Here is a 23,062-nt window from a genome sequence, read left to right on the forward strand (position 1 = left end):
CGTTGGCGGTTTCGGGGATCGCCTGCGGACATGGTTTCCGGATCGCGAATTTTTCATGCGATCACAGGGACAGGTTCGCTTCATCAAGGTTTCATCGCGGGTCCAGATGATCGGCGCAGGCGTAACCGCCGCGCTGCTGGCAGTGTGGGTGCTTTCCATGGCCGGAATGGCCGTGTCGCAGTACTTCGCCGCGCGCGACCGGCTGTCGCTGCTGAACCGTGAGGCGCAGGTCGCCACCGCCGAAAGCCGCGTTTCCGAATACCGCGATGACATCAAGGGTGTCGCTACCGACCTCGAAAAGCGCCAGGAATTCCTGGAAAAGATGGCAGAGGCGCACCTGGGCGACCTGCCGGAAGACAGCAAGACCGGCGAAACCGTGTCCGATTCGTCGGGCGAAGCGGCGAAGACCGTAAACAAGGTCAGCTCGATGATCCCCGAAGCCGGCGCGCTTGCCCGGATCGAGGCGCGCCAGCTGGCCTTCACCGAACGGCTCACGCGCGCCGCCGATCGGCGGTCCGCCATCGCCGAAAGCAAGATCAAGCGCCTCGGCCTCAACCCCGGCACGCTGCTCGCCTCGGTCGATGATCGCAGCGCGATGGGCGGCCCCTTCATTGCGCTGGCCACGGCCCGCAAAGGCGGGATCGACCCGCGCTTTGAACGGCTCGGCGTCAGCCTGGCGCGGATGGACGCGCTCGAACGCGGCCTTGCCGGAATCCCGCAAGTCCTGCCCGCTGCGCTGGAATTTGTCTCGTCCGGGTTCGGCTACCGCGCCGATCCGTTCGGCGGCGGCGCAGCGTTTCATGCCGGGCTGGATTTCAAAGGCCCGATCGGTGCGCCGATCTATGCCGCCGCAGACGGCACCATCAGCTTCGTCGGCGTGAAGTCGGGCTATGGCAACTGCGTGGAGATCGACCACGGTAATGGCCTGACTACCCGCTATGCCCATATGTCGCGCTTTGCCGCGCGGGTCGGCCAGCCGGTCGAGGCTGGGGCCGTGATCGGCGCCATCGGCAACACCGGGCGGTCCACCGGGCCGCATCTCCATTTCGAAGTGCGGATGCACGACCGTCCGCTCAACCCGCGTCCTTTCCTTGAGGCTGCCGCAAATGTTTTCCAAAAACCGCGCGCCGTCGCGCCCGGCGGGCAATAGTCCCGTGGCTGGCTCCACCTTCTCCGTATTCGGAGCCGATATCCGGATCACCGGCGATGTCGCCGCTTCGGCCGACCTCCACGTCGATGGCCGGATTGAGGGCGACGTGACCTGCACGTCACTGGTCCAGGGCGAAGCGAGCGAGATCGTCGGCGCGGTCAGAGCCGAAACCGCCCGCCTCGCAGGTGTGATCCGCGGCACGATCAGCGTGCGCGACCTGGTGGTGCTCAAATCCGCCCGCATCCACGGCGATGTCCACTACGATTCGCTGACCATCGAACAAGGCGCCCAGGTCGAAGGCCGCTTCGCCCCGCGCGGCGCGAACGACCCCAGCGTGGCCGCTGGCGTCGAGGCACTGCTGGTGGCCGCGGAGTAACCCGGCGGTCGTCGGAGCGCGGCCAACACCTCCGCTGCTCACTCGTGACCGGCCGGAACAATATCCGTTTCTGAAAACAGATACGTCTTCAGTTGCAGTGCAAATTCACTGCTGTTGCGGCGGAGCCATTCGATCAGCATCGCGGCGTGCTCGATCTCTTCGCGCATATTGTGCAACAGCACCGCGCGCAGGGCGGCATCCTCGCAGTCGTCGGCGCGCTGGGCATACCAGTCGGCCGCTTCCAGCTCTTCCATCAGCGATGTGATCGCCTGATGCAGGGCGTAAGTATTGCCGGACAAGCGTTCGCGCGGAACGTGTAAGCCTTCACTGGACATGCAATTCCCTTTCAGTTTGCGGTATCTCTGTTCGGTCTAGGAATCCTGCCAGGCCTGATCGCCGCGTGACACGCCCGCGCCGTCCAGATTGAGCGCGGCAAAATCCCAGTTCAGGTGGTGGTCCAGCACGGCATCGAGGTAGCGGGGCCGGGCATTGCGGTAATCGATGTAATAGGCATGTTCCCAGACATCGACCGCCAGCAGGGGCTGCATCCCCTTGTGCGCGGCGGGCGTTTCCCCGTCATGCGACGTCGTGATCGTGAGCGCGCCCTGGTCCAGCATCAGCCAGGCCCAGCCGCTGCCAAAGTGACCGGCGGCCTGTTCCCCCAGATCCTTGAGCAAGGCTTCGGTCGATCCGAACCCGGCGCTGATCAGGTCCGCCAGTTCACCGGACGGCTGTTGGGTATCGGGCGACAGGCTCTGCCACAGAAAGTTGTGGTTCCACAGCTGGCAGGCATTGTTGAACAAGGCCCCCGGTCCGGCCACGCCGATCAGATCGACCAGCGATTGTCCGCCCAGTCCGTTCGAGGTGGCCAGTTCGTTGGTCTTGTCGACGTAGGCCTGATGGTGCTTGCCGTGGTGATACTCCAGCGTTTCCGCCGAGATCTGCGGCGTCAGGGCATTGCGCGCAAACGGCAGCGGTGACAGGACATAGGGCATGCAGCAGTTCCTTTGACCCGGGAAGGATCAAGCAGAGAACGCACCATCAGGCCGATTGTTTCATCCGGGCGGAGACGCCTGCACCCGCCCGCAAGGCTTGCACGGAGCGCGCGGGCGCGCCAAGAGGCCGGAATGCGGATTGCCCTGTTTGAACCGGAAATTGCTGGCAACGTCGGGGCCGTGCTGCGCCTTGGCGCGTGTCTTGGGGCCGGGGTGGACCTGATCGAGCCGCTGGGCTTTGCATGGGATGATCGGCGCGTGCGCCGGGCGGCGATGGATTATATCGATCATGTCGCCATTGCCCGCCATGCCGATTTTGCCGCGTTCAGGGCGGCAATCGGGGCGCGGCGCGTGGTGCTGTTCACCACGAAGAGCACCGGGTCGGCCTATGCGTTCGACTTCAGGCCGGACGATGTGCTGCTGTTCGGCAAGGAAAGCGCGGGCGTGCCGCCGGAAATCGCGGCGGTCTGTGACGCGCGGGTCTGCATTCCCATGGTCCGTCAGGTGCGCTCGATGAATCTGGCCACGTCGGCAGCGCTCGCGCTGGGCGAGGCCTTGCGCCAGACCGCAGCTTTGCCGGAGTGGCCACCAGAACCGGCCAGCTGAACCGGTCAGCGGCGGGCCGGTCAGCCTTCTGCGGCTTTGGCCTCATCCTCAGCCGCAACTTCGGCGCGCAGCGCCTTGCGGTCCAGCTTGCCGATCATCGTCTTGGGCATGCTTTCGCGCACCACCACGGCCTCGACGCGTTCGTGCTTGCCGATGCGTTCGTTGATCCAGTCGCGCAGGGCTTCGCCGGTTTCGGCCGCGCCTTCGTTCAGGGTGACGTAGGCGCGCGGGGCTTCGCCGCGATAGGGATCGGGCACGCCGATCACCAGCACTTCCTTGACCGCCGGGTGGTCCAGCACCACCGCTTCGACCTGGCTGGGGAAGACCTTGAAACCGCCGACCGCGATCATGTCCTTGATCCGGTCAACGATGCGGATGTAGCCCTGTTCGTCCAGCACCGCGACATCGCCGGTGCGCAGCCATGCGCCGTCGGGGCGCTGCGCAAAGGCGGCGGCGGCGGCTTCGGGGCGGCGCCAGTAGCCGCGCATCACTTGCGGGCCCTGGATCGCCAGTTCGCCCGGTTCCCCGGCGGGGGCATCACGGGTTGGATCTTCCTTGTCGAGCAGGCGGATCCGGGTGGCGGGGATCGGCTGGCCGATGGTGCCGGTGCGGTCCTCGCCCTCATAGGGGTTGGTGGAGGCCACGCCCGCCGTTTCGGTAAGACCATACCCTTCGACCAGCCGCGCGTCGGTGGCGGCCTCGAACTTGTGCTTCAGCGGCCCGGCCAGCGGCGCGCCGCCGGAAATGCAAACCCGCAGCGAGGAAAAATCGGTCTTCGCCAACGCGGGATGATCGAGCAGCGCCTGATACATCGTCGGCACGCCGGGCATCGCGGTGGCCTTGACCCGTTGCAGCGTCTTGAGCGCCTGTCCGGCGTCGAACCGGGGCAGCATCGCAATGCACCCGCCGTTCACCACCGTACGGTTGAGCACGCAGATGTTGGCGAACACGTGGAACAGCGGCAGCACCCCCATGATCACGTCGCGGTCACCCCGGCGCGGGTCGATCGCCTCAACCTGGCGGGTGTTGGCGGAAATGTTCTGGTGGGTCAGCATCGCGCCCTTGGGCGTGCCGGTGGTCCCGCCGGTATATTGCAGCAGCGCCAGATCCTCCAGCGGGTCAAGCTGGACGGGCGCGGGCGCGGCATCGACCAGCGCATCTTCCCAGCGGATCACTTCCGGGCGGGCGGGAATGCGGGTGAGTGACTTGCGCCCCAGCAGCCGCAGCGCCAGCCCCTTGGCCAGCGGCAGCATTTCTGCGAGCGAGCCGACCACCAGCCGTTCCAGCCCGGACTGGTCGAGCACGGTCAGCGCGGTCGGCAGCAGCGCGGCGGAATCGATCGTCACCAGCAGCCGCGCGCCCGAATCGGCCACTTGCGCGGCGAGTTCCTGCACCGTGTAGAGCGGGCTGAAATTGACCACCACCGCGCCTGCCAGCATCGCCCCGTAATAGGCCGAGACATAGATCGGGACGTTGGGCAGGTAGAGCCCGATACGGTCACCCTTGACCACGCCGAGCCGTTGCAGCCCGGCAGCAAAGGCGCGCGCCTCTTCATGGAGATCGCGGTAGGTGAAACTGCGCCCCATGAAGTCCACCAGCGGCCGCTCGGCAAAGCGCGCGGCACTGTCGGCGAACATGTCGGTCAGGGTCAGCGGCGCAAAATCCATATCCCACGCGCAGGGGTGGGCATAGTGGGCCTGCCAGGGGGCAGGCGCGGCGATCAGGGCGGGGGTGTTATCCGTCATGCCTGCAACTTGGCCCTTCCCGCCGGGAAGGGCAAGCCGGAGCAGTGCGGAAAACGGGCCGAATTACTGGCCTTCGGCGGCCTCGGCAGCGCGCTTTGCCTCAAGCCAGGCGGCGGCTTCGGCTTCCTGCGCGGCTTCACCGGCCAGCTTGGTCGCGGCGTCGCGTTCGGCGCGCAGTTCCTCGATCAGCGAGGCGCGGTCATCACCCAGGCGCTGGTCGTCACCGGCAGCATCGTCCAGCCCGGCCTTCTTCGCGGCCTTGGCCACGATTCCGTCCAGTTCACGCTGGCTGCACAGGCCAAGCGTTACCGGGTCCTTGGGCTGGATGTTGGCGATGTTCCAGTGGCTGCGATCACGGATCGCGGAGATGGTGTTGCGGGTCGTGCCGATCAGCTTGCCGATCTGCGCGTCCGAGATTTCCGGGTGATGGCGCAGGATCCAGGCAATGCCATCGGGCTTGTCCTGGCGCTTTGACACCGGGGTATAGCGCGCGCCCTTGGTGCGGCTGACCGTGACCGGGGCTTTCTGCATCTTCAGCGCATAGCCCGCATCGGCCTGGCCCTTTTCGATTTCGGCCATGTTCAGTTCGCCCGCGCGCACCGGATCGCGCCCGGTATACTTGGACGAGGCGAGATCATCGGCCATCGCCTGGACTTCCAGGATATGCAGGCCGCAGAACTCCGAAATCTGTTCAAAGGTCAGCGCGGTGTTGTCGACCAGCCACGAGGCAGTGGCATGCGGCATCAACGGGGTCGGCTGGGACACGGGTGCTCTCCGTTCAAAAAAGAAGGGCCGCCCCTCCCGGAGCGGCCATTTGGGCAGGCATCTAGGCGGATTCGCCGCGCAGGGCAAGGCTTTCTAAGGCCGCGCTATGCTTAGCCAATCGCCAGCACAATCTTGCCGATATGGCTGCCCGCCTCCATCCGCGCGTGGGCGCCCGCCGCATCGGCCAGCGGGAAGGCCCGGTCCATTACCGGGCGCAGCAGTCCGCTTTCCACCAGCGGCCAGGCCATCCGCGCGATTTCCTGCGCCAGCAGCGCCTTGAACTGGTTGGAGCGCGGACGCAGCGTCGATCCGGTCAGGCACAGGCGGCGGCGCATCACTTCGGCCATGTTCAGTTCGGCCCGCACTCCGCCCTGCACCGCGATGGTCACATGGCGGCCATCGTCGGCCAGACATTTGAGATTGCGCATGACGTAATCACCCGCAACCATGTCGAGCACCAGATGCACCCCCTGACCAGCCGTGATCCGTGCAACTTCCGCGACGAAATCCTGCGCCTTGTAATCAATCGCGTGGTCCGCGCCGATCCGCAGCGCCGCGGCGCACTTGTCCGCGCCGCCGCAGGTGACGATCACGGTCATCGAAAACAGCTTGCCCAGCATGATTGCCATGCTGCCGATCCCGCTGGTGCCGCCGTGGACGAGGATCGTCTCCCCCTCTTTCGCCCAACCGCGTTCGAACACGTTGTGCCAGACGGTGAACAGTGTTTCGGGGAGCGCGGCGGCCTGATCCAGCGGCAGGCCAGCCGGCACCGGCAGGCAGTGATCCGCCACCGCCACGCAATATTCGGCATAGCCGCCGCCCGAGACGAGCGCGCAGACCTTTTGCCCCAGCAGCGCCGGTTCCACCCCTGCGCCGAGCGCCGCGACCTCGCCCGCAATTTCCAGTCCCGGAATTGGCGAAGCGCCCGGCGGCGGCGGGTAGAAACCCTGGCGCTGGATCACATCCGGGCGGTTCACCCCGGCAAACGCAACCCGGACCAGCACCTCGCCCGGTCCCGGCACTGGCACCGGCGCATCGGCCAGCCGGAGCACGTCCGGCCCACCGGGGGCGTCAAAGCCCGCGAACTTCATGGAATCCGGAAGTATACCAGTCATTTGCCAACCCCGTTGCCAAAAAAGCACGCCTGCCTTCCCCTATCCTTTGGCCGTGTTGACAGCAAGCGGTCCAGCGGTGATTCTGCCGGCAATGGAGAACGATGATCGCCCCCGCCCACGCGGCGATGCCGCCAGCGCCCTCGCCCGCGAAAGCCTGGACAGCTATTCGCAGGATGAACTGGCTGTGCGCATCAGTTTGCTCGAAGCCGAAATCGCCCGCGTCGCGGCCCACCGCGACAAAGCCGCCGCGCACCGCGCGGCGGCCGATGCGCTGTTCGGCGGACCAAAACCATGATCGCCCCTACCGGTTTGGCGAATAGGTGCCATATAGGTCCGGTTAACCGGCCGCGTTCATACTCCCCGCTGCTCCCCCGTTCCTCCCGCGTGAAAGCCAGCTAGATGCCCAGTTTCGCCCAGAGCCTTGAAAAGACGCTGCATTCCGCGCTCGCCAACGCTTCGGAACGCAGCCACGAATATGCCACGCTGGAGCATTTGCTGCTGGCGCTGATCGATGACGCCGACGCGGCGCAAGTGATGCAGGCCTGCGGGGTGGAGCTTGGCGAACTGGGCGACGTGGTGCGCCAGTATCTCGATCAGGAATATCAAAGCCTCAAGACCGAGGAAAAGGGCGATCCTGCCCCGACGGCCGGGTTCCAGCGCGTGATCCAGCGCGCGATCCTGCATGTCCAGTCATCGGGCAAGGATACCGTCACCGGCGCCAACGTGCTGGTCGCGCTGTTTTCCGAACGCGATTCCTACGCGGTCTATTTCCTGCAACAGCAGGACATGAGCCGGCTCGATGCGGTCAGCTATATCAGCCACGGGATCGGCAAGGGCGGCAAGCGGATCGAGGATCGCAACCCCAAGGGAGCCGACAGCGATCAGCCCGCCGCCGAGGAAAAGGCTCCCGCCAAGGATGGCAAGAAGGAAACCGCGCTCGATCAGTTCACGGTCAACCTGAATGACAAGGCGCTGGCCGGCAAGATCGATCCGCTGATCGGGCGCGGCCCGGAAGTGGACCGCACGATCCAGATCCTGTGCCGCCGCAGCAAGAACAACCCGCTCTATGTCGGCGATCCCGGCGTGGGCAAGACCGCGATTGCCGAAGGCCTGGCCCGCAAGATCGTCGAAGGCGACGTGCCCGAAGTGCTGTCCGAAGCGGTGATCTATTCGCTCGATATGGGCGCGCTGCTGGCTGGCACGCGCTATCGCGGCGATTTCGAGGAACGGCTCAAGCAAGTCGTGAACGAACTCGAAAAGATGCCGCACGCGGTGCTGTTCATTGATGAAATCCACACCGTGATCGGCGCCGGGGCGACCAGCGGCGGGGCGATGGATGCATCCAACCTGCTCAAGCCCGCGCTGTCGGGCGGGACGATCCGCTGCATCGGATCGACCACCTACAAGGAATTCCGCAACCACTTCGAAAAGGACCGCGCGCTGCTGCGCCGGTTCCAGAAGATCGACGTGAACGAACCGACGATCGAGGACACGATCAAGATCCTCAAAGGCCTGCGGACCGCGTTCGAGGATCACCACAAGGTGAAATACACCCCCGATGCGATCAAGACGGCGGTGGAACTGTCCGCGCGCTATATCAATGACCGCAAGCTGCCCGACAAGGCGATCGACGTGATCGACGAATGCGGCGCAATGCAGATGCTGGTCCCACCGTCCAAGCGCAAGAAGACCATCACCGCGCGGGAGATCGAGGCTGTGATCGCGACGATGGCGCGCATCCCGCCGAAGTCGGTATCCTCGGACGACCGGACCGTGCTGGAACATCTCGACCGCGATCTGAAGCGCGTCGTGTTCGGGCAGGACAAGGCGATCGAGGTGCTGTCCAGCGCGATGAAGCTCAGCCGCGCCGGGCTGCGCGATCCCGACAAGCCGATCGGCAGCTTCCTGTTTTCCGGCCCCACCGGCGTCGGCAAGACCGAAGTGGCCAAACAGCTTGCCCAGATCATGGGCATCCCGATGCAGCGCTTCGACATGTCGGAATACATGGAGCGCCACTCGGTCAGCCGGTTGATCGGCGCGCCTCCGGGCTATGTCGGCTATGATCAGGGCGGTTTGCTGACCGACGCCATCGACCAGCAACCGCACTGCGTGCTGCTGCTCGACGAGATCGAAAAGGCCCACCCGGACCTGTTCAACATCCTGTTGCAGGTGATGGATAACGGCCGCCTGACCGATCATCACGGCAAGACAGTCGATTTCCGCAACGTGGTCCTGATCATGACCACCAATGCGGGCGCATCCGACATGGCCAGGCAGGGCATCGGGTTCGGCGATGTGTCCAAGGCGGATGCGGGCGACGAAGCGGTGAAGCGGATGTTCAGCCCCGAATTCCGCAACCGGCTCGATGCGATCGTGCCGTTTGCCTATCTCGGCACCGAAGTGATCGCCCGCGTGGTCGACAAGTTCGTGCTCCAGCTGGAGCTGCAACTGGCCGAACAGAACGTCCACATCCAGTTCGATGGCGATGCCCGCAGCTGGCTGGGCGCGCGCGGCTATGACAAGCTCTATGGTGCGCGGCCAATGGCCCGCCTGATCCAGGAAAAGGTCAAGCAGCCGCTGGCGGAAGAGCTGCTGTTCGGCAAGCTGCGCCACGGCGGCGAAGTCCACGTAGCGGTGAAGGACGATGTGCTGGCGTTTGAATTGACACCCGCCCCGCCCAAGCTGGTCAAGGGCAAGAAGACCGTCCCTTCGGTCGGCAAGAAGCCCAAAGCCGCGCCCGAACCGAGCGGCGACGGCGAATAACCGGCCATGAACAACCCGCCGCCCCGGACCTGTTCCGGGGCGGCGATTGATTCGGGTCAATTCCCTTGGCATCGCAGCGCGCTAGGCATTATCTGTCCACCTGTGCCTGCCGGAGACTTGCCCGTGACCATGACTGCCGAAGCCCCCGCCACCAGCCCGTTTGAACGGATCGGCGGTCACCCGGTGCTGCGGGCGATCACGGACCGGTTCTATGACCTGATGGACCAGGACCCGGCCTATGCCGAATTGCGCGCGATGCACGCGCCGGACCTGCTGGAAATGCGCGCCTCGCTGCCGCTGTTCCTGGCGGGCTGGGCAGGCGGTCCGCGCGACTGGTTTGAGGCGAACCCCGGCAAATGCATGATGAGCGCGCATGGCAGCTTCCGCATCAATGCGGCCACCGCCGGGCAGTGGAGCGAAGCAATGCGCCGCGCGCTGGCTGAGACCGACGTGGCGGACCGCGAAATCGCCGACGCGATGGCCGATGTGCTCGACCGGATGGCGAAAGGCATGGCGCGGGATTGATCTCGCCAGAAACGCCGCGGGGGGTTAAACGGTCCCGATGCACCAATACGACCGACCACGCCGGGCGCTGGCCATCGCGCTGGCGGGCCTTGCCGGATATATCGACGCCGCCGGATTTCTCTCGGCGGATCGCTATTTCGTGTCGTTCATGTCGGGCAACACTACCCGGCTGGGCGTGGACCTGATCCAGTTTCCCGCGCTCGCGTGGATCCCGGCGCTGCTGATCATCGGCTTTGTAGCCGGGGTGATGGGCGGCGCGATGCTGGCCGCAGCCGCCGGAGAACGGCGCAAGCCCGCAGTGCTGGGACTGGTCGCGCTGCTGCTGGCGGGCGCGGCGGTGGTTCAGGCCGCCGGGCAGACGGGCGTGATGCTGGCGCTGCTGGTGGTGGCGATGGGGGCGCTCAACAACACGTTCCAGCGCGACGGGGCGGTTTCGGTCGGCCTCACCTACATGACCGGGGCGCTGGTCCGCATGGGGCAGGGTCTGGCCGCACGGCTGATAGGCAAGGGCGGCGATGGCGGGTCTGGCTGGGCGCTGTTGTGGCTGGGACTGGCGCTGGGCGCGGTGCTGGGGGCGGTCGGCTGGATTCACGCCCCGGCACTGGTGCTGTGGATCGCGGCAGGCTGGGCCGGAATGCTCGCGGCGCTGTCGCGGCGCTTGCGGGGATAAACGGCGCTATCCGTCCAGTTGAACCAGCTTGTCGCGCCCAGTTGCGCCGCGCAACATGCGCAGTCGTGACGTCGCCACCCCCAGCGCATCCGCCAGCAATTCCAGCACGGCGGCGTTCGCTTTGCCGTCTTCCGGCTTGACCCGCACTTTCACCAGCACCCGGCCATCCCCCAGCTCAACCGATTCCACCCGCGCACCCGGCGTGACGCGCAGCGCCAGCCGCCCTTCGCCATCGGCCAGCGCGCGGATTGCGTCCGCCGCGGGAAAATCAGCCCTGGGCCGCGCCATCAATCGCGGCGCGGTGGTGCTTCGCGTTCTCGACGTAGTGCTTCACGCCCAGTTGCAACCCGGCCAGCGCACGGTCTTCCAGATCGCGCATGAACGTGGCTGGCCGCCCGCTCCACAACTGGCGGCTGGGGATGCGCTTGTTGGGGGCGAGCAGCGCGCCCGCAGCCAGCATCCCGTCCGCCTCGATCACGCAGCCGTTCATGGTCTGCGCGGCAAAGCCGACGAACCCGCGATCTTCGATCACGGTGCCGTGGATCATCGCCATGTGGCCGATCAGCACATCATCCCCGATCAGCGTGGGAAAGCCATCCAGCGCGCCGGGCATCGGGCTGTCGCAGTGGATCACGCTGCCGTCCTGCACGTTGGTGCGCGCGCCGATCACGATCTGGCTGACATCGCCGCGCAGCACGCAGTTGTACCAGATGCTGGCGTCCGGCCCGATTTCGACGTCACCGATGATCCGGCAACCCGGCGCGATGAACGCACTGTCGTGGATGCGCGGGGTCTTGCCGTGGATCGAGATGATCGAAACGTCGGGGCGGCTAGCGGTCATTGCGGGTGTCCCAGGAAGTTGCGCCACTGGATATAGGGCAGGATCGAGGCATGGTCATCGTTCCACCGCCGCGCGGCCGGGGCCACCAGCGGTCGCCACGCCATCGCCGGAGCCTTTTGGCCAAGCCGGGCCAGTTGGCCCGGATCGCGCGCAATCGCAACCCATGACGATGCGGTCCAGCCCGACCCATAGGGCGGCGCGTCCTCGCGCATTGCCCCGTGCAGGCCGCGCGCGCGGACTTCGGCGGACAGCACCGGTTCCAGATCGATGTAGCGGTTGGAAATGTGGACCAGCAGCACACCGCCGGGCGCCAGCGCCCGCAGATAGACCCCAAACGCCTCTGACGTCATCAGGTGCAGCGGAATCGCATCGGACGAGAACGCATCAATTGCGAGCACGTCGAAACTGCCGGGTGCGGCTTTGGCCAGTTCCAGCCGCGCATCGCCCAGCACCACCTGGGTGTCGGGCGCGCAATCGCGGATATAGGTGAACGTGCCGTCCTGCGAATAGCGCAGCACTGCCGGGTCGATCTCGAAATAGGTCAGCCGTTCACCGGGCTGGTGGTAGCAGGCCAGCGACCCCGTCCCCAGTCCGACCACCCCCAGCCGCGCGCCGCGCCCATAGATCGCGCTGGCGATGGCAAAGGCGATCCCCGCGCCCGATCCGGGGCCGTAATAGCTCAGCGGCATCCGCTTCATCACCGGATCGAACGACTGTTCGCCGTGCAGCGTCGTGCCATGCGCCAAAGTGCGGATCCCGCGCGATTCGTGGTCGCGCACGGTATAGACGCCGAAATAGCTGCGGCTGCGCACGCCGTCGCGCGTATCGCGCAGCGTCTGGTCGCCGCCTTGGGCAATCATCGTGGCCAGCAGCAGCCCCGTCACCAGCCAGCGCCACGGGGTGAGCAGCAGCCCGATCAGCACGAGCGCTGCGGTATAGAGCCAGCGCTGCCAGCCCGGCTCGGCCGTCGAATTGGCATCCAATAGCAGCCAGATCAGGAACGCCGCCATGCCCAGCAGCGCCGCCAGCCCCAGCTTGACCATTTCCGGCTGAAGCCCGCCCATCCGCCGCCAGTCAAGCAGCCGCTCCACCGGGAGCAGCGCGGCTGCGGCCAGCACCAGCAGCGGGTGTTCCCACACCCAGTCGAACACCAGCGGCGCAACCAGCGCGGTAAACACCCCGCCCAGCGCGCCCCCTGCGGACATCACCAGATAGAACAGCGTCAGCTGCTCGGCCGGGGGGCGCAGATCATACAGCCGCGCGTGGAGCGCGACGCAGATGACGAACAGCAGCACCAGGCTGAGCATCACCGGAACGAGGCCGGACGATCCTTGCGAAATCATCGCCATGCCGCCCGCGCCCAGCACCACCGCCCAGGCCAGTGCCGACACCACCCGCGCCGGTCCGCGCCGGTCGGCAAAGGCGATCACGAAGCTGAGCAGGTATAACCCCAGCGGAATCACCCACAGCAGCGGCATCGCGAAGATATCGGTCGTCAGGTGCGTGGTGGTCGACAGCATCAGCCCCGACGGGACCGCCGCCAGCGCCAGCCACACCGCGATGCGGCGGCGCGGGACCGGCTGAACCGGGGCCGCGACTTGCGCCGGAATGACGTCAGCCGCGCTCCACCGCGCCCGCGCCGCCAGCGCGATCAGCACCAGCAGCAGGCCATAACCGATGCTCCACCCCCAGCTTTGGGCATGGATCGACAGTTCCGGTTCCACCAGCAGCGGATAGGCAATCAGCCCGCCGAAGCTGCCGAGGTTGGACGCGGCATAGAGCGCCCACGGCTCCCCCGCCTGCGGATGCGCGGCAAACCAGCGCTGCATCAGCGGGGCCTGCGCGGACACCAGAAAGAACACCGGCCCGATCGTCAGCGCCAGCAAGGCCGGAACCCAGACCACTTCGGTGCCGGGGCGCGGCGGCGGCAGGCTGGCCAGCGTGATCGGCAGGGTCAGCGCAGCGACCGCCAGCAGGCTGAGATGGATCGTCGCCTGCCGCCGCAGCGGCATCCGCGACAGCCGGTGGGCATAGAAATAGCCCGCGAGCAGCAGCGCCTGATAGACCAGCATCGCGCTGTTCCAGACGTTCGGCGCGCCGCCCAGCCGCGGCAGCGCCATGCGCGCGACCATCGGCTGGACCAGGAACAGCAGGAAACTGCCCGCCAGGATCGTCGCCACGAACAACGCGCGCGACAGCTGTGCAGCACCGGCCGCCGAACCGGGGGTCGGTTCAGCCATTCAGCAGCCGCGCCGCATGGGCCGCGTGATAGGTCAGCACGCCGGAACAGCCCGCGCGCTTGAACGCCAGCAGGGTTTCCAGCACGAGCGCGTCGCGGTCCCCGGCCCCGGCGGCCACCGCCGCCTCGATCATCGCGTATTCGCCGCTGACCTGATAGGCGAAGACCGGCACTTCGAACGCCTCCTTCACCCGCCGGACGATGTCCAGATAGGGCAGGCCGGGCTTGACCATGACGCTGTCGGCGCCTTCGGCCAGGTCCAGTTCGACCTCGCGCAGCGCTTCCTCGGCGTTGGCCGGGTCCATCTGATAGGTCTTCTTGTCGCCCTTCAGCAGCCCGCTGCTGCCGACCGCATCGCGGAACGGGCCATAGAAGGCTGAGGCATACTTTGCCGCATAGCTCATGATCTGGACATTGACGTGGCCCGCGCCTTCCAGCGCGTCGCGGATCGCGCCGATCCGGCCATCCATCATGTCGGAAGGAGCAATGACGTCAGCCCCGGCCGCCGCCTGATTCAGGCTTTGCCCGATCAGCACTTCGACCGTGGCGTCATTCAGCACATAGCCAGCCGCGTCGATCAGCCCGTCCTGCCCGTGGCTGGTATAGGGATCGAGCGCGACGTCGGTCAGCACGCCGATGCTGTCCCCGCAGGCATCCTTGATCGTACGGATCGCGCGGCACATCAGGTTGTCGGGATTGAGCGCCTCGCGCCCGTCCTCGCTGCGGCGATTTGGCTGCGTGTTCGGAAACAGCGCCAGACACGGGATGCCCAGCGCGGCGGCTTCCTTCGCCCGCTGCGCGATGCCATCGACCGACCAGCGCGACACGCCGGGCAGCGAGGCGATGGGATCTTCCACCCCGGTTCCTTCAGTGACGAACAGCGGCCAGATCAGATCGGCCGGGGTCAGCACGGTTTCGCGGTGAAGCGCGCGGCTCCACGCATTGGCGCGGGTGCGGCGCAGGCGGGTGGCGGGAAAAGGTCCGGTCATGCGGGGCTTCTAGAACGGGACCTGCCCGGTTGGAAGCCCGGTGTGCGGAGCGGTGCCCTTGAGAATCCAACCCCAAACTTCCGTTCGTGTCGAGCGTAGTCGAGACACCGTTGCGCGAACGTGCCTCGACTACGCTCGACACGAACGGACAAGGTGCTGGGAATCAAGCGAGTGCGCGCCTAATCCAGCCGCTCGATCTCACGCGATGGGCCGACCACGGCAGCCTGACGCGGGGCGAGGCTGATCAGTGCGGCACCGGGCTGGACCGATCTGAGCGACGCCAGCCGCGCCTTGAACGCGGCCAGTTCCTGCGCATCAACCTGGGTGCTGACCGTGAACTTCACCGACATCGGGTTCACTTTCTGGCCGTTGCGATAGAGTTCGTAGTGCAGGTGCGGCCCGGTCGACAGGCCGGTGGAACCGACATAGCCAATCACTTGCCCGGCGCGCACGCGCATGCCCGATGCCACGGCAATCCGGCTCATGTGCGAATAGCTCGTGCCAAACCCGCCGCCGTGTTCCAGCCGCACGAAATTGCCGTTGCCGCCACGCCAGCCGGAATAGCTGACCACCGCATCGCCGACAGCATAGATCGGCGTGCCGGTCGGCGCGGCAAAATCCACCCCGCCATGCATCCGGGTATAGCCCAGGATCGGATGACGCCGCGCGCCGAAGTTGGACGTGATCCGCCCGACCACCGGCATCAACAGCCCGGTGCGCTGCGCGCCCATGCCCGATGCCTCGAAGAACTGGCCCTCGCTACCCCAGCGCAGCAGCTGCGCCTTGGCCCGGTTGTCACGCTCGATCCCGGCATAGAGCAGTTCGCCGACTTGCGTCTCGCCACTGGCCGACCGCTTGTAGGCGACGACGAGGTCGAACGTGTCGCCCGGCTCGATCGCGGTGTCGAGGCTGAGGTGCTGGTCGACCGCGTGGAGGTATTGCTGGATCGCCTCGATCGGCGCACCCGCCGCGCGGGCCGAGCGATAGAGGCTGCCCCCCACCGTGCCGCGAATCCGCAGCGGTGTCGTATCGACATGGATCGGGCGCGGGCTGACCACCAGCGCGCGGCCGCTGCGCGAAATCGCCAGGTCCAGATCGAACCGCGCGCGCAGCGCCAGGCTTTCCAGCGGGCGCGCACTTGCGCCATCAGCACGGCGGCCGAGTGTGATGTCCACTTGCGTGCCGGGCGCAATCTGTCCCGGCGGAACGGTCTGCGCGACCAGTTGCGTCACGCGCTCCGCATCGGCAATCCCGACTCCGGCGCGTTGCAACATCCGGGTAAAGCTGTCGCCCTGCACCAGCGTCGCGGTCAGTTGCACCAGCGCGCGTTCGGGCGCGGCAGTCAGCGGCACCACGGCGGGGGTCGGTCCCATCCGGTGACCGCTATCGCCGCCCAGCGCGAGCGGCTGGATCATCTGGCTGCGAAACTCGTCGCGCGCGCCTTCATCCATGCGCATCGCGGGCGGCGCAGCCAATGCCGAATAATCGGGCCAGAACGCCAGCGCCGCCAGCGTCAGCCCCAGCATCGTGCCCAGCCCGCGAAACCAGCGCTGGCTGCCGATATCCTCGGCCAGATCAGGCGCCCAATCATAGGTGGCAAGAGTGTGGAGCACGGCGGCACGGCGCTCGTCCAGCCGCTGGCCCAGACGCTGGCCCATGGCGACCGCGTCTGGCTGGACGATCTGACCATGGGTCAGCACCGCGGCAATCGCGACCGGGCCGCCCTGGCCCGGTTCCGGCATTTCGCGCGGCTTGAACAAAAATCCCGCCCCCGGCAGCTGCAGCATCAGCCTTGTTCCTGCACGGTAAGGGTTAATGTTCGGCTAAAACCGCCCGATTCTGCGGTGTTTTCACCGTGTTTCCGCGACCAGTCCGGGCAATTGGGGATCATCCCCAAGGGCCGGGTTGCGGGGGGCGGGCGGCAATGCCACACCGAGCCGGTCATGCCGCACCGCCCGCTCCGCCATGCCGACTCCCGCGTGAAGGCCGTGCTCGGCCCGACCAACACGGGCAAGACGCACCTCGCGATCGAGCGGCTCTGCGCGCATTCCTCCGGCGCAATCGGGTTTCCGCTGCGGCTGCTGGCGCGTGAGGTCTATGACCGGGTCTGCGCGATCAAGGGCAAGGACCGGGTTGCGCTGATCACGGGGGAGGAACGGATCGAGCCGCCCGGCGCGCGCTGGCTGCTCTGCACGGCCGAGGCGATGCCGGTCGACGCCGATCTGGCCTTTGTCGCGCTGGACGAAGTGCAACTGGCGGCAGACCGCGAACGCGGCCACATCTTCACCGACCGGCTGCTGCACGCGCGCGGGCGTGAGGAAACGATGTTCCTGGGGTCCGCCACCGCCGAACCGCTGATCCGCGCGCTGTTGCCAGAGGCCGAGATCATCGGCCGCCCGCGCTTTTCCACGCTCAGCCATGCAGGCGCGAAAAAGCTGTCGCGCATTCCCCCGCGCAGCGTGATCGTCGCGTTCTCGGCCGAGCAAGTCTATGCGGTGGCCGAAATGCTGCGGCGGTTCCGGGGCGGCGCGGCGGTGGTGATGGGGGCGCTCTCGCCCGAAACCCGCAACCGCCAGGTCGCGCTCTATCAGGCCGGCGAGGTTGATTACCTCGTCGCCACTGACGCCATCGGCATGGGCCTCAACCTTGACGTCGGGCACGTCGCGTTCGCGGGCCTGTCCAAGTTCGACGGGGTGCGCCAGCGGCGGCTGACCACGGCCGAAATGGCCCAGATCGCGGGCCGCGCCGGGCGGCACCAGCGCGACGGCACGTTCGGCACGCTGGCCGGATCGGGCGGCCACGACGCCGAATTCAGCGCCGAGGAAGTCTATGCCATCGAGGAACACCGCTTTCCCCCGCTGACCCGCCTGTTCTGGCGCGACGCTGCGCCGCGCTGCGCATCGCTGGGCGGGCTGATCGCCGATCTGGAAGCGCGCCCGGACCGCCCCGAACTCGCCGCTGCGCCCGAAGCCATCGACCTGGCGGTGCTGAAGCGGCTGGCCGAGGAACCCGACATCGCCCGGACCGTGCGCGGCGAAGCGCTGGTGCGGCGGTTCTGGACCACCTGCTCGCTGCCCGATTTCCGGCAGGCGGGAGTCGATACCCATTCTCGCTTCGTCGCGCGGTTGTGGGAGGATTTGCGCGGCGGTTATCTGGGCGGGGACTATGTCGCGCGCTCGATCGCGGAGCTCGACAACCCGTCAGGCGATATCGACACACTGCAAATGCGGATCGCGGCGATTCGCAGCTGGGCCTATATCGCCCAGCGTCCGGACTGGGTGCTGGCCCGCGATGAGATGGCCGCCCGCGCCCGCGCGGCGGAGGCCCGCCTGTCCGATGCGCTCCACGCCCGCCTGACCGAACGCTTCGTCAACCGCCGCACCAGCGTGCTGATGAAGAAGCTGGGTCCGGATGCCGCCCTGCTGCCGGTCGCCATCGCAGATGACGCAGTGGAAGTGGACGGTGAACATATCGGCCAGCTGACCGGGTTTCGCTTCAACGTTGATCCGGGCGCGCGGCTGGCCGACCGCAAGCTGCTGCTCGCGGCGGCGGAGCGTCACTTGCCCGCCCTGCTGGCCGAGCGGGCGAACCGGCTGATCGACGCCATTGCGGCGCGCACCGCACCGCTGGAACTGACCGGCACCATGATCTGCTGGGACGGCGCTGCGCTGGCCCGGCTGCGGCCCAGCCGTTCGGCCCTTGCGCCCCTGCTCCAGGCCGATCCTGCGCTGAACTCGCTCGACCCGGCGGTCAGGCGCGCGGTGCTGGGCGGGCTGGAAGGCTGGCTGGGGCAGGCGCTTGCCCCGCTCGGCCCCTTGCGCAAGCTCGAAGCAGCCACGACCGATCCCGCCGCCGGACCGGAATTGCGCGCACTGCTGATCCGGCTGGTCGAAGCAGGCGGATTGCTGGACCGCGGCGAATCCGGACTGGACCGGCTCGCTCCCGGTCAGCGCGCGATGCTGCGCCAGCTGGGCGCGCGGGTCGGCGCGCTGGATCTGTTCGTGGCCGCCATGCTCAGACCGGCTGCGCAAGCGGCATGGTGCGTGGCATCGGCGGTGCGCGGCGGTAGCATGATACCGCACCCGCCGGGGATGCCGCCCGTCCTGCCACTGGCGGGCAAGGCATCATCTCCGCCGGGCTATCGCGCGCTCGGCAGGCAGGCGCTGCGGATCGACCTGGCCGAAAAGCTGCTCCACACCGCCCACGGTCTGCGCACCGGCGCGGGCAAAGCGGCGTTCACCATCGACCCGGCGCTGGCGGTTTCCATGGGCCTTGGCACAGCGGCCTATGCCCAGTTGCTGCGGCAGGCCGGGTTCCAGCCACTGGTGCCGCGCGCCCTGGCCAAAGGCGCGGCTGGCCCGCCTGCCCCGCTCAAGTGGCGGTGGCGGCCCACCCGGTGGCAGGCGGCGGCCGAGCGGCCCGCACCGCCGCCCGCGACGGGTGCGTTTGCCGCTCTGGCGGAACTGGTCCGGTAATGCGCGTCGACAAGCTGCTCTGGTTCTTGCGGTTTGCGGGCACGCGCAGCCTGGCGCACGATTGGGTGCTGGAAGGGCATATGCGGCTGAACGGACGGCGGATCGAACGTGCCAGCGCCGCCGTGAAATCCGGCGACGTGCTGGTCCTGCCGCTGCCCCGGCGCGTGACCGTGATCGAGATTCTGGCCCTGCCCGACCGCCGCGGACCGGCGGCTGAAGCACAAGCATGCTATCGGACGCTTGACGACCCCGCTGAAAATCCCATAGCAGCGATCAAGTGCAACGTGCCTTAGAGGATAAGCCTGCCATGACTTATGTCGTCACCGATGCCTGCATCAAGTGCAAGTACATGGACTGCGTCGAGGTCTGCCCGGTGGACTGCTTCTACGAGGGTGAGAACATGCTGGTGATCAACCCCAGCGAATGCATCGATTGCGGCGTATGTGAGCCGGAATGCCCGGCCGAAGCGATCCTGCCCGATACCGAATCCGGGCTGGAACAGTGGCTGGAACTCAACACCAAGTATTCCGCCGAATGGCCGAACCTGACCTCCAAGAAGGATTCGCCGGCCGACGCCGACGATTTCAAGGGTGTGGACGGCAAGTTCGAAAAGTTCTTCTCGCCGGAACCTGGCGAAGGCGATTGAGCGGACGCGCCTGAACGGACGCGAATCGGGCCTTTCCGCCTGATTCCACCGTTTGACCACAGCAAAAAACCGGGTTTGCCGGCGCGCGATTCTGCGCGCTGGCAATATTGTTGCGGATATGTTATATAATCCGCAACTGCCGGGGTTTTCCGCCTCGTGCGCAGCCGCAGATCATGAAAGGCAGGACGCAACGTTCGGTTGATGGGAACATCGGACCGGGTCGCAAGGCTTTACCCCGTTCCAGCAAGCATCAATCGACCAAAGGCCCGCAAGCGGGTCCGTTCAGCCGTATGAAAGGACGTTACATGGTGGTCAAGGCGCACGCCTTCGATGTTGGTGACTACGTCGTTTATCCCAAGCACGGTGTTGGCCGGGTGATTGAACTGCAAGAGCAGGAAATCGCTGGCATGAAGCTCGAACTCTATGTCCTGCGTTTCGAAAAAGAACGCATGACGCTCCGCGTGCCGACCAACAAGGTCGAAGCGATCGGAATGCGCAAGCTGTCGTCTGACAAGACGCTGCGCGAAGCGCTGGATACCCTGACCGGCAAGCCCAAGGTGAAGCGCACCATGTGGTCGCGCCGCGCCCAGGAATATGAAGCAAAGATCAATTCGGGTGATCTGGTGTCGATCGCCGAAGTGACGCGCGATCTGTTCCGCGCCGATGACCAGCCGGAACAGAGCTATTCCGAACGGCAGATCTTCGAAGCCGCGTCTTCGCGCCTGGCGCGCGAACTGGCCGCGATGGAAAAGACCGACGAACCGGCTGCACTGAAAAAGATCCTCGCGATCCTGAACGAGCACGCGCCGAAGTATTATGCGGAGCAGGCTACCGCCTGACCCCGCCGATCCGGCAAGCCGAAAAAAGGGCCGCTCCTGCAAGGGAGCGGCCCTTTTTGCATTGGCCCTCTTGAAACCGCAGAGTTGGCGTATTATTACAGTAATACACGAGAGCACTTGCTGACCAAACGAGGGAGTTTCACATGAAGCTGGGCAATTTCGCAAAGGCGTTCGCGCCGATCATCGCCGTGGTCATGGCCGCCGGAGTGTCCGGCTGCGATGCATCCAACATCACGCTGAACGGCGGCGAAGGCAAACCGCTGTCCGAACTGGACCTGACCGGGACCGCGCCGAGCGAACTGGTCCTGCTTGGTCCCGATGAAGTGCGCGTCACCACGGGCGACAAGCTGGCCATCACGATCGAAGGCGACGACGCGCTGAAGGACCAGATGCGCTTTACCCTGAAGGACGGCGCGCTGGGCATCCTGCGCAAGGACAAGACCTTTTCCGGCAGCGGCAAGGTCGCGGTCGTCAACGTGACGATGCCCGCGCCCGCCGAACTGGTCATGGCCGGATCGGGCAAGATCACCGCAGGCGCGTTGGCCAGTGCCGCGAAAATCACGATTGCCGGGTCCGGGCAGATCGAAACCCCGACCGTGGCAGGTGATTCGCTGGACGTGACGATCGCCGGATCGGGCAACTACCGCGCAGCAGGCAACGTGAAGTCGCTGAAATTGACGGTGGCCGGCAGCGGATCGGCGGCGCTGGACGCGCTCAAGGCCGATACCGTGAAAGTCACCATTGCAGGGTCGGGCAGCACCACGTTTGCGTCTGATGGCGATGTCGATGCCACGATCATGGGATCGGGCGATGTCACCGTAAAGGGCCGCGCCCGCTGCAAGGTCAGCGCGATGGGATCAGGCAAGTTGACCTGCGAAACCGGCGCAACCGGCAAGGCGGAACCCGCCAGCGCTGAATAGCAATTGCGCATTCGCGCTGAACCACCAGTCCCGGTTCATCGCGGCGTAACCCCGCACTGCCATGTTGCGCTCCATCATGCAGTGCGGGGTTCTGATCATGCGGTACGGGGGCATAATTCTGGGGGCGCTGATGCTGAGCGGGTGCGGCGCGGCAAGTGCCGTGGTCGATCTGGCCACGCTGCCGGTGCGCGGCGCGTCGAAGGTGGTCGATGCCGCAACCGTCAGCCAGTCCGAACGCGACCAGCAGCGCGGCCAGGACATTCGCCGCCGCGAAGAGCGGCTGGGCGAGCTGGACCGCGAATACGAGAAGCAATCCCGCCGCTGCGCCGAGGGCAACGACGAAGCCTGCCGCAAGCGCGATGCCGCCTATGCCGAAATCCGCACGCTGCTGCCCGGCGTGCCGTACGAACCGCGTTAGGCCGCAGCGCGCCGCAAGCGATCATTGATCGCCGCCCCGATCCCTTCGTCAGGCACCGGGGCAACGGCAATGCGCGGCTGATCGGCGGCTGCCGCGCGGTGCAGGCAATCGTACAGCCGCGCCGCCGCTTCGGCGAGATCGCCGCTGGCCGAGAGGGTCATGTCACCCGCAACCACGCCGAACCCGATGTGGAATTCATCCGCTGCCGCCGCTTCCGCATCCAGCCGGACGGGTTTGCCCGGAGCATAATGGCTGGCCAGCTGGCCCGGCGCCTCGATTCCGGTTGACGTCGCGGCGTCGGATTCCTGTCCCAGAACGGTGGAAATCTGCGCTTCCGTGATCGGTCCAGGGCGCAAGACCTGCCAGCCCCCATCGGCGCGCAGCGCGACGATGGTCGATTCGATCCCCGCCGCGCAGGCCCCGCCATCCAGCACCAGCGGCACCCGATCCCCCAGCGAGGACATCACGTGAGCGGGCGTGGTCGGGCTGACCGCGCCAGACCGGTTGGCCGATGGTGCAGCCAGCGCCAGTCCGCTCTCAAGCAGGACGCTGCGCATGGCCGGGTGCGCGGGGCAGCGCAGCGCGATCGTCGGCAAGCCTGCCGTCACCGCCGGGGCGATTCGCGCGCCCGCCCGCAGCGGCAAGACCATGGTCAGCGCGCCGGGCCAGAACGCCGCCGCCAACTGCTTTGCGCGATCATCCAGCACAGCGATGGTTTCGGCCTGCGCGACGTCCAGCACGTGGACGATCAGCGGGTTGAAATCGGGCCGTCCCTTGGCACGATAGATTGCCGCTACGGCATCGGCGCTGTCCGCGCGGGCGGCGAGGCCATAGACCGTCTCGGTCGGCACCGCGACCAGCTGGCCGGCCAGCAACGCCTGCGCGGCAGCGGCAATTCCCGCCGGATCGGGCACAAGCAGCTGTGGGCGCAGATGTGGGGCTTGCGGCTTGTCGGGCATGGCAGCCGCGCTATAGGCCATAGGCA

24 protein-coding genes are annotated in these 23,062 nt (G+C 66.6%); 13 read left to right on the plus strand and 11 right to left on the minus strand.

From position 1 onward, the window contains the following. Positions 1-55: 55 nt before the first annotated feature. Together Q8Q53_RS03335 and Q8Q53_RS03340 are read left to right on the plus strand one after the other, a co-directional pair. The gene (locus Q8Q53_RS03335) at positions 56-1,150 is read left to right on the plus strand and encodes a M23 family metallopeptidase (protein WP_305700333.1); all 1,095 of its coding nucleotides are present in this window, start codon (positions 56-58) and stop codon (positions 1,148-1,150) included. Positions 1,151-1,154: 4 nt separating this feature from the next. Further along, positions 1,155-1,526, plus strand: a complete 372-nt coding sequence (locus Q8Q53_RS03340) for a polymer-forming cytoskeletal protein (RefSeq protein WP_371136494.1) — start codon at positions 1,155-1,157, stop codon at positions 1,524-1,526. Between the two features lie 38 nt (positions 1,527-1,564). Here Q8Q53_RS03340 and Q8Q53_RS03345 read toward each other — a convergent pair whose 3' ends face one another. Both Q8Q53_RS03345 and Q8Q53_RS03350 read right to left on the minus strand, forming a co-directional pair. Beyond that, positions 1,565-1,861: a hypothetical protein gene (locus Q8Q53_RS03345; protein ID WP_305700335.1), complete on the minus strand. Its 297-nt coding sequence runs from the start codon at positions 1,859-1,861 to the stop codon at positions 1,565-1,567. Between the two features lie 36 nt (positions 1,862-1,897). Beyond that, positions 1,898-2,521, minus strand: a complete 624-nt coding sequence (locus Q8Q53_RS03350; protein WP_305700336.1) for a superoxide dismutase — start codon at positions 2,519-2,521, stop codon at positions 1,898-1,900. Between the two features lie 132 nt (positions 2,522-2,653). Between Q8Q53_RS03350 and Q8Q53_RS03355 the strand changes: the two genes are divergently transcribed. Continuing rightward, positions 2,654-3,127 (plus strand): tRNA (cytidine(34)-2'-O)-methyltransferase, encoded by a 474-nt coding sequence (locus tag Q8Q53_RS03355; protein ID WP_305700337.1) that lies wholly within the window; start codon positions 2,654-2,656, stop codon positions 3,125-3,127. A gap of 20 nt (positions 3,128-3,147) precedes the next feature. On the opposite strand, the gene Q8Q53_RS03360 is transcribed toward Q8Q53_RS03355, so the two are convergent. The 3 genes from Q8Q53_RS03360 to Q8Q53_RS03370 form a co-directional block, all read right to left on the minus strand. Next, positions 3,148-4,872, minus strand: coding sequence for a long-chain fatty acid--CoA ligase (locus Q8Q53_RS03360; protein ID WP_305700338.1), 1,725 nt, complete (start codon positions 4,870-4,872; stop codon positions 3,148-3,150). Between the two features lie 63 nt (positions 4,873-4,935). Further along, complete coding sequence (locus tag Q8Q53_RS03365; RefSeq protein WP_305700339.1) at positions 4,936-5,637, minus strand: DUF1013 domain-containing protein; 702 nt, start codon at positions 5,635-5,637, stop codon at positions 4,936-4,938. A 110-nt stretch (positions 5,638-5,747) separates the two neighbouring features. After that, positions 5,748-6,752: an NAD(P)H-quinone oxidoreductase gene (locus tag Q8Q53_RS03370; protein WP_305700340.1), complete on the minus strand. Its 1,005-nt coding sequence runs from the start codon at positions 6,750-6,752 to the stop codon at positions 5,748-5,750. Positions 6,753-6,843: 91 nt separating this feature from the next. On the opposite strand from Q8Q53_RS03370, the gene Q8Q53_RS03375 reads away from it, so the two are divergent. The 4 genes from Q8Q53_RS03375 to Q8Q53_RS03390 all read left to right on the plus strand — a co-directional run bounded on the left by Q8Q53_RS03375 (position 6,844) and on the right by Q8Q53_RS03390 (position 10,710). Next, entirely contained in the window at positions 6,844-7,047 is a 204-nt protein-coding gene (locus Q8Q53_RS03375) for a DUF1192 domain-containing protein (protein WP_305700341.1), read from the plus strand. Between the two features lie 104 nt (positions 7,048-7,151). Continuing rightward, a complete protein-coding gene (gene clpA, locus Q8Q53_RS03380) occupies positions 7,152-9,515 on the plus strand; it encodes an ATP-dependent Clp protease ATP-binding subunit ClpA (RefSeq protein ID WP_305700342.1) in 2,364 nt (787 codons plus the stop codon). Positions 9,516-9,644: 129 nt separating this feature from the next. Continuing rightward, positions 9,645-10,040 carry a group II truncated hemoglobin gene (locus Q8Q53_RS03385; protein WP_305700751.1) on the plus strand — a complete coding sequence of 132 codons (396 nt, stop codon included), beginning with the start codon at positions 9,645-9,647 and terminating at the stop codon, positions 10,038-10,040. 37 nt (positions 10,041-10,077) lie between these two features. Beyond that, a complete protein-coding gene (locus tag Q8Q53_RS03390) occupies positions 10,078-10,710 on the plus strand; it encodes a DUF1275 family protein (protein WP_305700343.1) in 633 nt (210 codons plus the stop codon). A 6-nt stretch (positions 10,711-10,716) separates the two neighbouring features. Here the strand turns inward: Q8Q53_RS03390 and Q8Q53_RS03395 are convergent, their stop codons facing one another. The 5 genes from Q8Q53_RS03395 to Q8Q53_RS03415 form a co-directional block, all read right to left on the minus strand. Further along, positions 10,717-10,998, minus strand: a complete 282-nt coding sequence (locus Q8Q53_RS03395; RefSeq protein WP_305700344.1) for a DUF167 domain-containing protein — start codon at positions 10,996-10,998, stop codon at positions 10,717-10,719. After that, the gene (locus Q8Q53_RS03400) at positions 10,979-11,551 is read right to left on the minus strand and encodes a gamma carbonic anhydrase family protein (RefSeq protein WP_305700345.1); all 573 of its coding nucleotides are present in this window, start codon (positions 11,549-11,551) and stop codon (positions 10,979-10,981) included. Before Q8Q53_RS03400 ends, Q8Q53_RS03395 begins: the two co-directional genes overlap by 20 nt. Then, positions 11,548-13,791 (minus strand): spermidine synthase, encoded by a 2,244-nt coding sequence (locus Q8Q53_RS03405; protein WP_305700346.1) that lies wholly within the window; start codon positions 13,789-13,791, stop codon positions 11,548-11,550. The genes Q8Q53_RS03400 and Q8Q53_RS03405 overlap by 4 nt, the downstream gene beginning before the upstream one ends. Continuing rightward, complete coding sequence (gene hemB, locus Q8Q53_RS03410; protein WP_305700347.1) at positions 13,784-14,779, minus strand: porphobilinogen synthase; 996 nt, start codon at positions 14,777-14,779, stop codon at positions 13,784-13,786. The genes Q8Q53_RS03405 and hemB overlap by 8 nt, the downstream gene beginning before the upstream one ends. Positions 14,780-14,958: 179 nt before the next feature. Continuing rightward, entirely contained in the window at positions 14,959-16,566 is a 1,608-nt protein-coding gene (locus Q8Q53_RS03415; protein ID WP_305700348.1) for a M23 family metallopeptidase, read from the minus strand. 156 nt (positions 16,567-16,722) lie between these two features. Between Q8Q53_RS03415 and Q8Q53_RS03420 the strand changes: the two genes are divergently transcribed. The 6 genes from Q8Q53_RS03420 to Q8Q53_RS03445 all read left to right on the plus strand — a co-directional run bounded on the left by Q8Q53_RS03420 (position 16,723) and on the right by Q8Q53_RS03445 (position 22,077). Next, the gene (locus Q8Q53_RS03420) at positions 16,723-19,254 is read left to right on the plus strand and encodes a helicase-related protein (RefSeq protein ID WP_305700349.1); all 2,532 of its coding nucleotides are present in this window, start codon (positions 16,723-16,725) and stop codon (positions 19,252-19,254) included. Continuing rightward, positions 19,254-19,547 (plus strand): RNA-binding S4 domain-containing protein, encoded by a 294-nt coding sequence (locus Q8Q53_RS03425; protein ID WP_305700350.1) that lies wholly within the window; start codon positions 19,254-19,256, stop codon positions 19,545-19,547. The genes Q8Q53_RS03420 and Q8Q53_RS03425 overlap by 1 nt, the downstream gene beginning before the upstream one ends. A gap of 14 nt (positions 19,548-19,561) precedes the next feature. After that, positions 19,562-19,900, plus strand: a complete 339-nt coding sequence (fdxA, locus tag Q8Q53_RS03430; RefSeq protein ID WP_305700351.1) for a ferredoxin FdxA — start codon at positions 19,562-19,564, stop codon at positions 19,898-19,900. Between the two features lie 305 nt (positions 19,901-20,205). After that, entirely contained in the window at positions 20,206-20,739 is a 534-nt protein-coding gene (locus Q8Q53_RS03435) for a CarD family transcriptional regulator (protein ID WP_305700752.1), read from the plus strand. Between the two features lie 143 nt (positions 20,740-20,882). Further along, entirely contained in the window at positions 20,883-21,659 is a 777-nt protein-coding gene (locus Q8Q53_RS03440) for a head GIN domain-containing protein (protein WP_305700352.1), read from the plus strand. Positions 21,660-21,756: 97 nt separating this feature from the next. Further along, positions 21,757-22,077: a hypothetical protein gene (locus Q8Q53_RS03445; RefSeq protein ID WP_305700353.1), complete on the plus strand. Its 321-nt coding sequence runs from the start codon at positions 21,757-21,759 to the stop codon at positions 22,075-22,077. Here Q8Q53_RS03445 and Q8Q53_RS03450 read toward each other — a convergent pair. Continuing rightward, positions 22,074-23,057: an L-threonylcarbamoyladenylate synthase gene (locus Q8Q53_RS03450; protein ID WP_371136495.1), complete on the minus strand. Its 984-nt coding sequence runs from the start codon at positions 23,055-23,057 to the stop codon at positions 22,074-22,076. The two genes, Q8Q53_RS03445 and Q8Q53_RS03450, sit on opposite strands and share 4 nt — an antisense overlap. Positions 23,058-23,062: the final 5 nt, after the last annotated feature.

It is taken from the genome of Novosphingobium sp., from assembly GCF_030699305.1.
Taxonomy (GTDB): Bacteria; Pseudomonadota; Alphaproteobacteria; order Sphingomonadales; family Sphingomonadaceae; genus Novosphingobium.